A 14,192-nucleotide genomic window follows, 5' to 3' on the forward strand; every position below is an offset into this window, starting at 1 on the left:
CGCACCATATGCGGCCATCGATGCGTTACACCACCGTCACTCGCAAAGCTGCGACACCTGTCTCACGGGCCCGTTTTCGTCACGGCTTGGCCTTTGGTCACGGCTTGGCCAGCAACAGTGTCCGGGCTGCCCGATGGGCGACGGCCAGGTCGGTGCGGCAACCGGCGACCAGCTCCGAGTAGAGCGCCGACTCGATGATCCGCACGTACAGGTAGGCGACGTCGGCGCCGGCATCCCCCAGCCCGACCTCCGCGAAAATCTCCCGTTGCGCGGCAACGATCCGCTCGGTCAGCCCGCCCGCGCTGGTCAGCAGCACGCGGGCGGCGGCCTCCGGCTCGGTCGCGAGGAACCGGCGGAACGGCTCGGCCGCCAGCAACTGACCGGTGAACCGCCGGGTCACCTCGATCGCCCCGTCCACGCCGGATTGCGTCCGCTGCCGCCGCGCCTCGGTGAGCATCCGCTCCGCCAGCCGCCACAACACCTCGCCCAGCAACCGGTCGCGGCCGTGCGTCACGCGGTAGAGGGTGGCCCGGCTGACACACATCACCGCCGCCAGCCGCTCCATATCCACAGTCCCGTACCGCAGGAAGAAATGGCATCCCGCCCGCGCGACCTCGTCGTCGCTCACCACCCGGCGCACGCTCACGTGCGCACGCTACCGAACATCGCCGTCCCCCGGATTTCTGTCGGAGGGGCTTGTTACCGTCTGGCGCATCGTTCTCGACGACGCGGCAGGAGCACCGTGACCATCAACGAGCACTTGACAACCTTCGCCGGCCTCCCGATCGTGTCGTGGGACGCCGAGGAGACCCCCGCCGATCCGGCGGCGGTCGCCTGGCGGTTGCACGACGAGGACGAGGCCGGCAACCTGGCCGAGGCTTTCGAGCGCCTGCTGGAGCGTGCCGGTCCCGGCGGTCCGGTCGCGCTCGTCGTCGGTCAGTGGTCCGAGGCCTTCGAGGAGCCGTTCCCGCTCGAACTGCTCACCGGCAACGCCCAGCGGCTGACCGCGCTGCGGGCCCTGTTCCTCGGCGACATGACGTTCGAGGAGTGCGAAATCTCCTGGATCAAGCAGACCGACGTCACGCCGCTGCTGGAGTCGTTCCCCGCCCTCGAAGTGCTCGGCGTGCGTGGCAGCGACAGCCTGGAGCTGCGCCCGGTGCGCCACGAGAACCTGCGTGAGCTGGTACTTCAGTCCGGCGGCCTGCCCGCCGCGGTGGTCCGCGCGGTCGGCGCCAGCGACCTGCCACGACTCACCAAGCTGGAGCTGTGGCTCGGCGTCGAGAACTACGGTGGCGACGCCCGCGCCGACGACCTCGCACCCATCCTGGCCGGCCGCTCCCTGCCCGCCCTGACCCACCTCGGCCTGCGCAACGCCGAAATCGCCGACGAGGTCGCCGCGGCCGTCGCGGCGGCACCGGTGGTCGCCCGGCTCACCGTCCTCGACCTGTCCATGGGCACCCTCGGCGACGCCGGGGTCGAGGCCCTCCTCACCGGCCAGCCCCTGACCCACCTGGAGCGCCTCGACGTGAGCCACCACTACCTGTCGCCCGAGCTCGCCCAGCGCCTGACCGACGAACTGCCCGGCGTCACGGTCGACGTGTCGGGCGTGCAGAAGGAAGAGGAGTGGGGCCGCTACACGGCGGTCTCCGAGTAGTGCTCCTCAGCGTCGTCGGCAACCCGGAGAACCGCCGGGTCGCCCTGTTCCGCGCGGCCGTGATCCGGGCCGGCCTCCCCGAACCGCGGGTCTTCGGGTGGCGTGAGGTGCTGCTCTCCGGGGCGGTGCCGGGGCCGGGTTCGGTCGTGCGCATCGACTCCCCCGGCGAGAACGCCGAGGTGGACCGTTTGTTACGCACTCTCGGCGCCAGCGCCAGCGCCTCCGTCTCCGTCTCCGTCTCCGATGGCGGCTGCTCTGCTTCCGGCGAGTCGGCTTCCGGCGGCGGCTCTGCATCCGGCGGGTCGGCTTCCGGCGGCGGCTCTGTTTCCGGGGGCGTGCCGGTGGAGCACGGTGAGATCGCCGGGCTTGCGCATGCGCATGCCGGGTTCGGTGTCGCGCTGCACCGGATCGCCGCGGGTGGCGGCGACCTCGTCAACCAGCCCGGCGACATCCTCACCATGAGCGACAAACCACGCTGCCACGCGCTGCTCGCTGCGGCCGGGGTGCCGGTGCCGCCCGCGCTCGGCCCGGTCCACGACTACCGGGGCCTGCGGGAGGCGATGCGCGCCGCCCACTGGGATCGCGTGTTCGTGAAACCGGCGCACGGCTCGTCCGCCTCCGGCGTGCTGGCACTCGCCACCGCCGGCCGCCGGATCGCCGCCACCACCTCGGTCGAGGCCGCCCCCGACGGCCGGCTCTTCAACAACCTGCGGGTCCGGCGCTACGACGACGAACCCTCGATAGCGGCGATCGTCGACCGCCTCGGCCCGGACGGCCTGCACGTCGAACGGTGGTACCCGAAAGCCGGCCTCGGCGGCCGCGTCCTCGACCTGCGCGTCGTCGTGACCGCCGGGCGGCCGGCACACGTCGTGGTGCGTACCAGCCACTCCCCCATGACCAACCTGCACCTCGGCAACGCCCGCGGCGACGTGGCGCAGGTCCGCGCGGCCGCCGGCGAGCGTTCCTGGGCGGCAGCGATGGAGACCTGCACGCAGGCCGCCGCCTGCTTCCCCGGCACCCTGCACGCCGGCGTCGACCTGATGTTCCGGGCCGGCTGGCGCGATCACGCGGTGGCCGAGGTCAACGCCTTCGGCGACCTGCTCCCGGGTGTGCTCGCCGACGGCCAGGACACCTACGACGCCCAGATAACCGCCCTGCTCAACGGCTGGCGCGCTCCGGCCGCCGCCCTGGACGGCAGCCGGCGCGGGCCGGGCGCACGGCGTGTTCCGGCTGCCGCCCTGCTCGACGGCTGGCGCGCCGATGCGTGATCGGATCGGCAGCCACGACCTGCTCCTCGTCACGCTCGACACGCTGCGCTACGACGTGGCGGCCGCCTGCCTGGCGCACGGTCGCACCCCGCAACTGGCCCGGGTGCTGCCCGGCGGCGTGTGGGAACGGCGGCACACCCCGGCCAGCTTCACCTACGCCGCCCACCACGCCTTCTTCGCCGGGTTCCTGCCGACACCTGTGACACCCGGACCGCATGAACGGCTCTTCGCCGCCCGGTTCGCCGGCAGCGAGTCCAGCGGCCCCGGCACCTGGGTCTTCGACGCCGCGGACCTGCCGTCCGGCCTGGCCGCCGCCGGGTACCACACGGTCTGCCTGGGCGGCGTCGGCTTCTTCAACCCGGGCGCCCCGCTCGGCCGGGTGCTGCCCGGGCTGTTCGCGGAGGCACACTGGGAGCCCGCCTTCGGGGTGACCGCGCCGGCCTGCCTCGACGCGCAGACCGACCGCCTCACCGAGATCATCAACCGGCTGCCGGCGGAGCGGCCGCTGTTCACGTTCGTCAACGTGGCCGCACTGCACCAGCCGAACCGGCACTACCTGCCCGGCGCCGAGACCGACTCCCTGGCCAGCCACGCGGCCGCCCTGGAATACGTGGACCGCACCCTCGGCCGCCTCTTCACCCTGGTCACCAGCCGTGGCCGGCCCTGCCAGGTGATCATCTGCTCGGATCACGGCACCCTCTACGGCGAGGACGGCCACACCGGGCACCGCGTCGCCCACGAACACGTCTGGACCGTCCCGTACGCCGACTTCGTCCTCCCCGCCCACCCCACTCCCGCGCACCCCGCCCCACCGCAGCCCGCCTCGGCGGAGTCCGCTCAGCCCGCCCCGACGCAGCCCGCCAAGGACCAGCCGTGAACCTCGACGACTCCCCCTACCAGGGCTACCTCTACGCGTACCCGCACAAAACCGCCTACCGCGCCCTCGACCCCCGCCCCTTGCTCACCGATGTCTGGGCGGGCGAACAGCAGAACAGCCTCTTCGGGTACGTCCACCTGCCGTTCTGTGAGATGCGGTGCGGTTTCTGCAACCTGTTCACGCGCGCCAACCCGCCCGCCGAGCAGGTCACCGCGTACCTCTCCCAGCTGCGCCGCCAAGCCACCGCCGTCCGCGCCTCCCTCGCACCGGACGCGTCCTTCTCCCGGCTCGCGATCGGCGGCGGCACGCCGACGTACCTGACCGCGCCGGAACTGGAGGAACTGTTCGGCATCGTCGGCGAGGCGTTCGGCGCGGGGCCGGTGCCGCTGTCGGTGGAGACGTCACCGGCCACCGCGACCCCTGACCGGCTGGCCGTGCTCGCCGCGCACCACACCACCCGGGTCAGCATCGGGGTGCAGAGTTTCGTGGAGGCCGAGGCGCGCGCCGCCGGCCGCCCGCAGCGGCTCACCGAGGTCGTCGCGGCCCTCGACGCGATCCGGGCGGCGCGGATCCCGGTGCTCAACGTGGACCTGATCTACGGCATCGACGGGCAGACCGCCGCGAGCTGGCAGCACTCCCTGGACGAGGCGCTGCGCAGGCGGCCCGAGGAGCTGTACCTGTACCCCCTTTACGTCCGCCCCCTCACCGGCCTCGGCCGCCGTGCGCACGGTCGCGCCGACTGGGACCGGCAACGCCAGGAGCTGTACCGGCAGGCCGTCGTCGTGCTCACCGACGCCGGTTACGTGCAGCACTCGATGCGCCAGTTCCGGCGCACCGGCGCCCCGGAACCGGACGGCCCCGATTACTGCTGCCAGGACGACGGCATGGTGGGGCTGGGGTGCGGCGCGCGGTCGTACACGACGGAGCTGCACTACTCGTTCGACTACGCCGTGTCGGTGACCGAGGTCCGCGCGGTCATCGACGATTACCTGTCCCGGCCCGCCGACGACTTCCGGTACGCCGAGATCGGCTTCCACCTGGACGCCGTGGAACAGCGTCGCCGCTGGCTGCTCAAGTCCCTGCTGCGCGCCGACGGCATCGACGCCAATGCCTACCTGACTCGTTTCGGCACCACCCATCACGACGACTTCCCGCAACTGAGCGTCCTCGTCGACCGCGGCTGGCTGGACGACGGCCGGGTCCGGCTCACCGCGGACGGTCTCGCCCACTCCGACGCGATCGGCCCGTGGCTGGTGTCCGGCCAGGTCCGGGCGGCGATGGGAGCGTACGTTCTCCGATGACCGATCTGTATGTCCTTTACCGGGGACCGCTCGCGAGTTGCAACTACGACTGCCCGTACTGCCCGTTCGCCAAGCGCGTCGACCCGCCGGACCTGTTGCGCGCCGACCGCGCCGACCTGGAACGGTTCACCGACTGGGTCGCGGCCACCATCGACCGCCGGCTGTCGGTGCTGTTCACGCCGTGGGGCGAAGCCCTGACGCGGTCCTGGTACCGGGACGCCGTCGTCCGCCTGTCGCACCTGCCGCACGTGGCCCGGGTAGCCGTCCAGACCAACCTGGCCGCCCGCACCGCCTGGCTCGCCGACGCGAACCCGCAGGTCGCGGCGCTGTGGGCGACGTACCACCCGGGTCAGGTGACCCGCGACCGCTTCCTGGCCCGCTGCCGCAGCCTGGACGACCTGGGCATCCGTTACTCCGTCGGCGTCGTCGGCCTCCCCGACCACCACGACGAGGCGGTCGCCCTCCGGGCCGCTCTGCCGCCCTCCGTCTACCTGTGGGTGAACGCCGCCGAAGGCCACCTTTACACCCCCGACGAGGAACGCCGCTGGACCGCCCTGGACCCGCGTTTCGGTGACAGCGTCCGCCCGCACCTGTCGCTGGGCCAGTCCTGCCACGCCGGCGAGACGGCGATCTCGGTTCTCGGTGACGGCACTGTCCGGCGCTGCCATTTCATCAAAACCCCCATCGGCAACCTTTACGACGGCACCTGGCGGACTGCCCTGCGGCCACGCCCCTGCACCAACGCGATCTGCGACTGCCACATCGGCTACGTGCATCTCAAGCCCTTACAGCTACGCGACGTGTACGCCGACGGCCTCCTCGAACGCATCCCCCATGCCTGGCCCTCTTCCCTCCCCGATCTGCCGTTGCCTTCCTGACGGTCAGGTCTGCACCAGCGGGTGGTACTCCGCCTCGGTCAAGCCGAACGTCCAGGCCACGCCTTCACGGGCGGTCCGGGTGCTCGGCGGCACCCGCAGCCAGTAGATGCGGCTCGTGCCGTCCGGTTCCGGTGTCGCATTGACCACCTCCACCATGACCAGTGGCTCGTCCCCGGGCAGGTCCAGAAACCACAGGGTGCCGGTGGCGTCCGAGCCCAACTTGCGGGCGCCGGCGTCCCGCAGATAACGGTCGTACCCGTAGTGCTCCAGCATGACCCGGCGGATCTCGGCGTTCTCCTCAGTGCGGATGCGCTCCACGGTGAGGGTCGGCAGCTCGGTGGCCAGCTGCGCAGGGATCGGCATGCCACGCCAGGCCCACAGACCGTACCCATCCGGGTATTCCAGGGCCGCGCCCTCACCGCGATGCAGACGGCCGACGTTGTCGCGGGTCACCAGGCGGGGTCGCTCGGTCAGCACCGCGGCCCGCTCCCCCGGCCACCACCAGCCGGCGGTCCGGGCGACTGCCGCCAGCCCGGCCAGGCCCGTCATCAGACCGGCCTGGGGGCACAGCCTGTCGGCGGCGTCGAAGGTGGACAGCCACGCCCCGTCGAACTGCCCGTAGACCGCGTCCAGCATCCTCGACCGCACCGCCCGGCCCGCCTCACCCGGCAGGTCGGCGACCACGTCCTCGCCGAGGCGCGTCCGCAGCCGGCCCGCGACGAGCTCCATCGCGAGGGCCCAGGCCCGCCGTCCCGCCGCCGAGCCGAGCTGCGCCCAGCCGTCGGCACCGAGCTCCGCGGCGGCCGCGTTGCGGGCCGTCGCCCACGGCTCCGTCCGCACCCGCCGGCGCAGTGACGCACCGGCCCGCTCACCGGGCACCCAGCCCTGCCGGCGCAGCTCGTCGTGCGCCTCGGCGAACCATCGGGGCGCGTCCGGGCCGGGCACGTCCGCCCCGGTCAGCAGGGCCGCGGCCGCCGCCCCGGCACGTGGCGAACCGAACCAGTACATCCGGTCGGGCGCCTCGGCACCGGCAAGCCGGTAGGCCTGCCGCACCCCGTCCTCCGCGGCCGCCCGATCAGCGGCTTCGGTCTCGAGGGCGGCGGCGAGCCACTGGTCCTCGACTGCTGCGGCCATCGCCTCTTCGGCGTGCGTGAGTCGCATCCCCCGTACCCCTTTCAGTCCGCGACCGGACGGAACGCGCCCGGGATGTATTCGCGCTGCCGCACCACGCGGTAGTGCCCGGCAGGCAACGAGATCGGGCCGTGCTCCTCATGCGTGACCCGCCCGTGCGTCGGCACCTCGACGAACATCGCCTCCGGATCGTCGACATCGGCGAGCAGCTGAAGCCCGGGCCCGCCGACCACATGCGCATGTCCGGTCGCCTCGCCCCGCGCCAGCACCATGCGCCCACGCCGATCGCGCGGCACCGGAGCGCAGACCGGCACCGCGGCCTGCTCCACCGGAACGATCAGCACATCACCCTGCCGATACATCAGAACCCTGCCGATTCATGAGACCTCCGCTGCTCGCCGACTGCCGCTGGCACCGTATCGCCGGGGTACGACGTTTTCCCCGGCCCTCAGAGAGGCCTATGAGAGATGACAGACTGCCTCGAGGTTGATTCCGTGCGGGTCGAGGACGAACGCGCCGTAATAGTCGTCGTGGTATTCGGGATGGACCGCCGGCGCCAGCAGTGAGGTGGCGCCGGCCTCGGTGGCGGCTCGATGGAAGGTGTCCACGTCGTCGCGGCTGTCGACGGTGAAGGCGAGATGCATGTTCGTGCCCACGGTGCCGCCGTCGATGAGCCAGAAGTACGGTTTGACCTCGGCCAGCCCGAACCCGGTCATGGCTGTCGGCTGGTTCGGGGTCGCGTTCGGCGGGATCTCGAGCATCTTCGTGATCCCGATGACGGCCAGCACCGGCTCGTAGAAGGCCACAGCGGCGGCGAGGTCGGGCACGGCGATGTTGAGGTGGTCGATCCGGGATCCCGAACGGTCAAGAGTCATGATGCCAGCGTTCCCGCGATAGCGGACATGGAGTGGCCGCGACCCGCCGGCCAGCCCGGTGTGTTGATTCCCGTGCGGTCGCCGAACCCGCGGATCTGTCGCTGTCCTGGCGGTTCTCCGCAGCTCGGATCCATCAGGTGGTGGTTGTCGTCGTCACGGCGATCGCCACGGCGGTGCTGGATGCGGCGATCGCCGCCGCGGTCCTGGTGACAGCGGTGCTGACGGCCGCCGCACCCCAGTTGCCGCTCTCGAGTTGCTTGGCCCGCTTGGCGACGTCACTCGACCAGGCGAGTTGGGGGCGCAGGGCAGGCAAGGCACCGCTGGCGGAGAGCAGAGCGGTCAGCGCGGCCGTCCGCGCGTCGGGTTCCGCACCGTCGACCAGCACGGCACGGATCTTGCGGCGCAGCTCCTGTTCGTGCTCCGCGTCGGCGGCGGGCAGCCGGGTCGAACGGAACAGGCCCAGCACCCGTTTGGTCTCTCGCCGGATGAGACCGCGCTCGATGAGACGCTCGGTCACCGGGTTCCAGAGCCGGCTGCCGATCTCGATCAGCAGCGTCTGCGCGCTTCGCGGCTTGCGGGAGACCCTCTCGAACGCCTCCTGCAACAATGGATCACCCAACGGCTCGGTGCCTGTCGCGTGCACCTTCGGGTCGGTCAGCCAGGACCGCCCTTCGTCATCGCTCTCGATGCGGCCGCGCAGCGCCAGATCGACGAGCACGGCACCGCCGAGCGTGTAGGACAACGTGCCGGCACCGGCCGGCACGCCCGTCTCGTCGTCCAGCAGGAGGAGCGCCAGGTCTTCGACGAGCAGCATGTCGTTCTGCATGGTCACAACCAATCGTGTTCGCGAGCGTAACGAGCCGCGTCGTGGCGGGTCTGCGTCTGTGTTTTCTGCATCGCATTGGAGAGGTAGTTGCGCACCGTTCCCTGCGCGAGGTGCAGGCGTGCGGCGATGTCGGCGACCGAGTAGCCCTCCCCGGTCACGCGCAGCACGTCGAGCTCGCGGTCGGTGAGCGGGCAGTCGTCCATCACGGCGAGCGCGGAAACGTCCGGGTCGATCCACCGCTTGCCTTCATGCAGTTTCGTGATGACGGCGGTGATGTGCGCCGGCTCAGCGGACTTGGTGACGAAACCTTGCACACCGAGCCGCAGTGCCTTGCGCAGAACACCCGGCCGGGCGTGCCGGGTCAGCATGAGGATGACCTGCTCGGGCCGCTCGCGCCGGATCTCCGCCACTGCACCGAGCCCGTCGACGTTGGGCATCTCCAGGTCGATGACCAGAACATCGGGCCGATGCTCGAGGGTCGCCCGCACGGCTGCCGCACCGTCGTCCGCCTCGGCGAGGACGGTGACGTCCCCCTCCAGCGGAAGCAGAGCAGCCAGCGCCTTTCGCAGCAACGCCTCGTCGTCGGCCAGCACCACGGTCGTCACCGCTCACCTCCCGTCCTCGATCCGGCCTTGCCGCCGCACGTCATCCTCGCCACCAACCATGTCCGGGCATCGGGTCTCATGGTTCGCGCCGGTCTCTGCCCGGTGGGAACGACGCGGCTGTCACGAATTCGTCGGCGTTCTGCGCGACGGTGAGCTCGCCGCCGTCCTCGGCGACCCGGCGGCGCAGGGTGGCGAGCCCTCGCAACTCGGCAGGCCCCTCCCCCTGTACGCCGTCGTTGATGATGGCGATGCCGGACGCGGTGAGCATGATCCGCACCCGCGTCGCCTGCGCGTGACGAAGGATGTTCGTCGTCGTCTCGCGCAGGACCTGGCCGAGCATCTCGCTGGAACCGGGGCCGACCTCTCCGTCTCGGACCACCCCCACGGTGATGCCGGCCGCCTCGAAGAGGTTCTTCGCGTTCTCCAGCTCCGCCGAGAGGTTGAGCCTGCGCTGCGCATACGCCAGTTCCTTGGTCTGCATGATGGTGTCGCTGACCAGGCCGTGTATCTCGCGCAGCTCCAGCTCGGCGCGGTCCGGATCAGCGCGGATCAGCCGCTGGGCGAGCGCGATCTTCAGTTTGACGACGTGGAGGGTGTGGCCCTGGATGTCGTGCAGATCGCTGGCGAACCGGACACGCTCGCGAGTGACGGCCAGCTCCGCCTCGCGCTGCCGGGACTGCTCGAGGTCGCGGACGAGGTCGTAGAACCGCTCGTTGGGAAACTGCAGAGCGGTCACCACGACGGTGACGCCGGCGGGGACGAGCAGATAGGTGATCAGATCGCCACGCATATCGTCAGTGACGAACAACAGCCGTGCCGCACCGACCAAGGCGACGTAGGAGACGAGGGCGACGGCCGCCGCGGCGCGGTGGCGGGGCACTCGGGGAACGACGAGGGAGCCCACCACGCAGAGCCCCCAGAACGCATTGGGGCTGTCGGTCAGCAGGGCTCCGAACGGCCACACCATGGACGTGACCGCCAGGCACGGATAGGCCACACGGGGCCGGATCAGATCGCCCGCCGCCCATCTCTCGGACGCCACCAGGGCGGCGACCACGCCCAGGCCCAGGATCAACGCCTCCGGCCAGGTGTCGGCGTCGAGCGCCACCACGAGGAGGCCGGCGACGGCGAGGATGGGGAGTATCAGCATCACATTGAGCCGGTGCAGCCGTCCTCGCGTCGCCTCGGTGATCTGGCCCCCCGCGATCTGGACCTGGCTCGATTTCACCCTGCCAGTATTCGCGGGTCACGGCAGCGCAAACAGTGACACCACGTCACAAGACCCGATGACATCTCATCACTGCTGACGAAGCCCGCCGACTGGTGTCATCGAAGCCATGACCAAGACCCCTGTCATCGAAGTCGACCGGCTGGATGTGCGCTACGGCGACTTCCACGCCGTCAAAGACCTGTCCTTCCAGGTGCGGCACGGCGAGCTCTATGCGCTGCTCGGCACGAACGGCGCGGGCAAGACCTCGACGCTGGAAGTGATCGAGGGCCACCGCAAGCCCACCTCGGGCACGGTGCGGGTGTTCGGGCACAGCCCTGAGGACCGCCGCGCCGTGCGACCCCGCATGGGCATCATGCTGCAGGAGAGCGGCTTCTCCCCCGACCTCACGGTCCGTGAGTCGATCCGGTTGATCGGCAGTCTCAGCGGGCGCTCCGACGAGGTCGGCCGGGTGCTCGGCATCGTCAGCCTGACGGAGAAGGCCGGCACCAAGGTCTCCCAGCTCTCCGGCGGGGAGAAGCGGCGGCTGGACTTCGCGACCGCCGTCTTCGGGGCCCCTGAGCTGATCTTCCTGGACGAGCCGACCACGGGTCTGGACATCCAGTCCCGTGACGCCCTGTGGGACGCGGTGGACCGGCTCCGGGAGCAGGGCGCCACCATCGTCCTGACCACGCACTACCTCGAGGAGGCGCAGCAGCGCGCCGACCGGATCGGGCTCATGCACCGGGGCACCTTCCACCGGGAGGGCACGGTCACCGAGCTGACCCGGACCCTGCCTGCCGTCATCCGTTTCGCCTTGCCGGAGGCGGCCACGCCACCGCTGCACGCGGCGCGCGGGAGCAACGGGTCGTTCCTGGTCGAGACGTTCGAACTGCAGAAGGACCTGCACCTGCTGCTCGGCTGGGCGCACGACCACGACGTGGAGCTGAACGAGCTTCAGGCCGGTCCGACCCGGCTCGACGACGTCTTCCGTGCCATCGGCACCGCCTGAGAAGGGGAACCACACCATGCTTTCCATCGCGCTCAGCGAGCTGGTCCAGATCTTCCGCAATCGACTGGTGCTGGTGAACAGCATCATCATGCCGGCGGCGGTCAGTGCCTTCTTCATCTATCGGCACGAGGTGTTCGCCTCCGTCGCCAGCCTGGGTTACATCGCGGCGGTCGTGATGTTCACCGTGGGAGCCTTCGGGCTGTACACCTCGGCGGTCACCACGCTCGCGGCCCGGCGGCAGAACCTCTTCCTGAAACGCCTGCGCTCCACCGCCGCACCGGACACCGGCATCCTCGCCGGCCTGCTGCTGCCCGTCACCGCTCTCGCCCTGGTCCAGGTGTCGGTCATCCTCATCGTTCTGGCGGCGGTCGCCAGTCAACCTGCCAACGTGTTCCTGCTGGTCGCGGCGGTGCTGGCCATGATGGCCATGATGATCGGCCTGGGGCTGGCCACGGCCGGGCTGACGAACTCGCCGGAGCACGCCCAGGTGACCACGCTGCCGGTCAGCCTCGGAGTCATCGCCGTCACCAGCTGGGTGGGCATCAGCGGCACCGAGGAACTCACGCTGCTCAAGCGGCTGCTGCCGGGAGGCGCGGCCACCGAACTCGTCCTCAACGCATGGAACGGCGGCGTCGCGCTCGGGGAGTCACTCGTCCTGCTGGCGCCGACCCTGAGCTGGGTCGTCGTCGCGGTCGCCCTCGCCAGCCGCCTCTTCCGCTGGGAGCCGCGCCGCTGACCCGCGGCGAGGCACCAGCTGACCGGTCGCGGTAAGCGGATCCGCATCGGCGCCGGCGACAACGATCGAGGGCTCGCGGGGCTGGGCTCGGCGTCCTACGGTGTGGGCCATGCCGATGCATTGATGTCCGCGCCGGTGGGTGCGTTGGTCCGCAAGGGGAGGAGCGCCATGGGGGTGCTGGAACGGATCCGGGACGGACTGATCGGGACCGGACAGGTGGTGCACGGGCCGTTCGGGCCGCGGCGGATCACCCATGCCGATCACACCGCGTCAGGGCAGCCGCTCGACTTCGTCGAGGAGTTCCTGCGGAATCAGGTGCTCCCCCGGTACGCGAACACGCACACCGAGGCGTCGGCCACCGGGGCGCAGACCGGGGCGCTGCGTGAGGAGGCGCGCTCGATCATCCATCGTGGTGTCGGCGCCGGGCCTGATCACGTCGTGATCTTCTGCGGGTCGGGGGCGACCTCGGCGGTGGTCAAGCTGATCGGCCTGTTCGGGCTGCACGTTCCCGACGCCCTCGACGACAGGTACGGGCTGAGCGCGCACATCCCGCGGGACGAGCGGCCGGTCGTGTTCGTGGGGCCGTACGAGCATCACTCCAACGAACTGCCCTGGCGGGAATCGATCGCCGACGTCGTGGAGATCGAGTCGGACCGCACGGGACACGTCGACCTCGACGCGTTGCGGGACGCTCTGACGGCGTACGCCAGTCGTCCGTTGCGGATCGGCAGTTTCTCGGCCGCCTCCAACGTCACCGGCATCCGCACCGACACGGCGGCGGTCTCCCGTCTGCTGCGGGAGCATGACGCCCTGTCGGTGTGGGACTACGCGGCCGCCGGGCCGTACGTGGCGATCTCCATGGCCGACAAGGACGCGATCTTCCTGTCCCCGCACAAGTTCGCCGGTGGCCCGCAGACCCCGGGCGTCCTGGTGGTGGACCGGCGGCTGATGGTCAACCGGGTGCCGGTCGTCCCCGGCGGCGGCACGGTGGCCTATGTGGATCCGTCCGGCCACCGGTACCTCGACGATCCGGTGGCCCGTGAGGAGGGCGGCACGCCGGCGATCGTCGAGTCGATCCGGGCGGGGCTGGTCTTCGGCGTGAAGGAGGCTGTCGGCACCGATGTGATCGAGGAGCGTGAGCGGGAGTTGTGGCGGCGGGCCCGTGAGCGGTGGGCGGCGGAGGAGAGCATCGAGATCCTCGGCGATCTGGAAGCCGACCGCCTGTCGATCGTCTCCTTCCAGGTCCGCGCGGGCGAGCGGTACCTGCACCACAATTTCGTCGCGGCGCTGCTCAACGACCTGTTCGGGATCCAGGCACGAAGTGGCTGCTCCTGCGCGGGACCGTACGGGCATCGGTTGCTCGGCATCGACGAGGCGCACTCCCGGGAGTTCCGGGGCGAGATCGTCGACGGCTGGGAGGGCATCAAGCCGGGCTGGAGCAGACTGAACCTCAACTACTTCATCTCCGACACCGTCGCCGACTACCTGATCGAGGCGGTGCTGCTGATCGCCCGGCACGGCGCGCGGTTGCTGCCGGAGTACCGGTTCGACCCGCGCACCGGCCGGTGGACCCACCTGCGACACGAGCATCCACGGCTGCGCCTCGCCGATCTGCGGCTCAACCCGGACGGGTCGGTCAGCATGCCGCCCGTTGCCACGGAGACAGTGGGCGAAGAGGCGCTCGCCGGGTATCTGACCCAGGCACGAGAGATCTTGACCGGGCTGCCGCTGCCGGTGGACGGGGTCCGGCTCGATCTGCCACCGGCGTTCGAAAAGCTGCGCTGGTTCTTGCTGCCGGACTGCTGCCTGCCCTGAGAAGAGC

The 14,192-nt window shown here is 70.8% G+C and carries 15 protein-coding genes; 8 read left to right on the plus strand and 7 right to left on the minus strand.

Features of this window, described 5'->3' with window-relative positions; genetic code table 11:
* Positions 1–97: 97 nt before the first annotated feature.
* Complete coding sequence (locus LPA41_RS03260; RefSeq protein WP_229068163.1) at positions 98–646, minus strand: QsdR family transcriptional regulator; 549 nt, start codon at positions 644–646, stop codon at positions 98–100.
* 96 nt (positions 647–742) lie between these two features.
* Here LPA41_RS03260 and LPA41_RS03265 point away from each other — a divergent pair, with 96 nt between their 5' ends.
* The 5 genes from LPA41_RS03265 to LPA41_RS03285 are packed head-to-tail and all read left to right on the plus strand — an operon-like array spanning position 743 to position 5,978.
* The gene (locus tag LPA41_RS03265; protein ID WP_229068164.1) at positions 743–1,654 is read left to right on the plus strand and encodes an STM4015 family protein; all 912 of its coding nucleotides are present in this window, start codon (positions 743–745) and stop codon (positions 1,652–1,654) included.
* A complete protein-coding gene (locus tag LPA41_RS03270) occupies positions 1,624–2,922 on the plus strand; it encodes an STM4014 family protein (protein WP_229068166.1) in 1,299 nt (432 codons plus the stop codon). The genes LPA41_RS03265 and LPA41_RS03270 overlap by 31 nt, the downstream gene beginning before the upstream one ends.
* Positions 2,915–3,799: an STM4013/SEN3800 family hydrolase gene (locus LPA41_RS03275; RefSeq protein WP_229068168.1), complete on the plus strand. Its 885-nt coding sequence runs from the start codon at positions 2,915–2,917 to the stop codon at positions 3,797–3,799. The genes LPA41_RS03270 and LPA41_RS03275 overlap by 8 nt, the downstream gene beginning before the upstream one ends.
* Positions 3,796–5,100 (plus strand): STM4012 family radical SAM protein, encoded by a 1,305-nt coding sequence (locus LPA41_RS03280; RefSeq protein ID WP_229068170.1) that lies wholly within the window; start codon positions 3,796–3,798, stop codon positions 5,098–5,100. Before LPA41_RS03275 ends, LPA41_RS03280 begins: the two co-directional genes overlap by 4 nt.
* Positions 5,097–5,978, plus strand: a complete 882-nt coding sequence (locus LPA41_RS03285; RefSeq protein WP_229068172.1) for an STM4011 family radical SAM protein — start codon at positions 5,097–5,099, stop codon at positions 5,976–5,978. The genes LPA41_RS03280 and LPA41_RS03285 overlap by 4 nt, the downstream gene beginning before the upstream one ends.
* Before the next feature lie 3 nt (positions 5,979–5,981).
* On the opposite strand, the gene LPA41_RS03290 is transcribed toward LPA41_RS03285, so the two are convergent.
* From LPA41_RS03290 to LPA41_RS41675, 6 genes are all read right to left on the minus strand, one after another.
* Complete coding sequence (locus LPA41_RS03290; protein ID WP_229068174.1) at positions 5,982–7,139, minus strand: DUF6745 domain-containing protein; 1,158 nt, start codon at positions 7,137–7,139, stop codon at positions 5,982–5,984.
* 14 nt (positions 7,140–7,153) lie between these two features.
* A complete protein-coding gene (locus LPA41_RS03295) occupies positions 7,154–7,471 on the minus strand; it encodes a hypothetical protein (protein ID WP_229068175.1) in 318 nt (105 codons plus the stop codon).
* 96 nt (positions 7,472–7,567) lie between these two features.
* Positions 7,568–7,984, minus strand: a complete 417-nt coding sequence (locus tag LPA41_RS03300) for a VOC family protein (RefSeq protein WP_229068176.1) — start codon at positions 7,982–7,984, stop codon at positions 7,568–7,570.
* Positions 7,985–8,117: 133 nt separating this feature from the next.
* Positions 8,118–8,810, minus strand: a complete 693-nt coding sequence (locus LPA41_RS03305; protein ID WP_229068178.1) for a GPP34 family phosphoprotein — start codon at positions 8,808–8,810, stop codon at positions 8,118–8,120.
* A gap of 2 nt (positions 8,811–8,812) precedes the next feature.
* On the minus strand, positions 8,813–9,415 hold the full coding sequence (locus tag LPA41_RS03310) for a DNA-binding response regulator (RefSeq protein ID WP_229068179.1): 603 nt from the start codon (positions 9,413–9,415) through the stop codon (positions 8,813–8,815).
* A 76-nt stretch (positions 9,416–9,491) separates the two neighbouring features.
* Entirely contained in the window at positions 9,492–10,643 is a 1,152-nt protein-coding gene (locus LPA41_RS41675; RefSeq protein ID WP_229068180.1) for a histidine kinase, read from the minus strand.
* A gap of 109 nt (positions 10,644–10,752) precedes the next feature.
* On the opposite strand from LPA41_RS41675, the gene LPA41_RS03320 reads away from it, so the two are divergent.
* The 3 genes from LPA41_RS03320 (at position 10,753) to LPA41_RS03330 (ending at position 14,185) form a co-directional block, all read left to right on the plus strand.
* Entirely contained in the window at positions 10,753–11,634 is an 882-nt protein-coding gene (locus LPA41_RS03320) for an ABC transporter ATP-binding protein (RefSeq protein WP_229068181.1), read from the plus strand.
* Between the two features lie 16 nt (positions 11,635–11,650).
* A complete protein-coding gene (locus tag LPA41_RS03325; protein WP_229068182.1) occupies positions 11,651–12,370 on the plus strand; it encodes a hypothetical protein in 720 nt (239 codons plus the stop codon).
* A gap of 168 nt (positions 12,371–12,538) precedes the next feature.
* A complete protein-coding gene (locus LPA41_RS03330) occupies positions 12,539–14,185 on the plus strand; it encodes an aminotransferase class V-fold PLP-dependent enzyme (RefSeq protein WP_229068184.1) in 1,647 nt (548 codons plus the stop codon).
* The last annotated feature ends 7 nt before the right edge of the window (positions 14,186–14,192 follow it).

This window comes from Actinoplanes sp. DH11, from assembly GCF_020873875.1.
In the GTDB taxonomy this organism is placed as follows: Bacteria; Actinomycetota; Actinomycetes; order Mycobacteriales; family Micromonosporaceae; genus Actinoplanes.

Coding starts and splice junctions, on each gene's coding strand:
- LPA41_RS03275 (WP_229068168.1), top strand. CDS start 2,915: ATGCGTGATCGGATCGGCAGCCACGACCTGCTCCTCGTCACGCTCGAC.
- LPA41_RS03285 (WP_229068172.1), top strand. CDS start 5,097: ATGACCGATCTGTATGTCCTTTACCGGGGACCGCTCGCGAGTTGCAAC.
- LPA41_RS03290 (WP_229068174.1), bottom strand. CDS start 7,139: ATGCGACTCACGCACGCCGAAGAGGCGATGGCCGCAGCAGTCGAGGAC.
- LPA41_RS03295 (WP_229068175.1), bottom strand. CDS start 7,471: ATGTATCGGCAGGGTGATGTGCTGATCGTTCCGGTGGAGCAGGCCGCG.
- LPA41_RS03300 (WP_229068176.1), bottom strand. CDS start 7,984: ATGACTCTTGACCGTTCGGGATCCCGGATCGACCACCTCAACATCGCC.
- LPA41_RS03305 (WP_229068178.1), bottom strand. CDS start 8,810: ATGCAGAACGACATGCTGCTCGTCGAAGACCTGGCGCTCCTCCTGCTG.
- LPA41_RS03320 (WP_229068181.1), top strand. CDS start 10,753: ATGACCAAGACCCCTGTCATCGAAGTCGACCGGCTGGATGTGCGCTAC.
- LPA41_RS03325 (WP_229068182.1), top strand. CDS start 11,651: ATGCTTTCCATCGCGCTCAGCGAGCTGGTCCAGATCTTCCGCAATCGA.
- LPA41_RS03330 (WP_229068184.1), top strand. CDS start 12,539: ATGGGGGTGCTGGAACGGATCCGGGACGGACTGATCGGGACCGGACAG.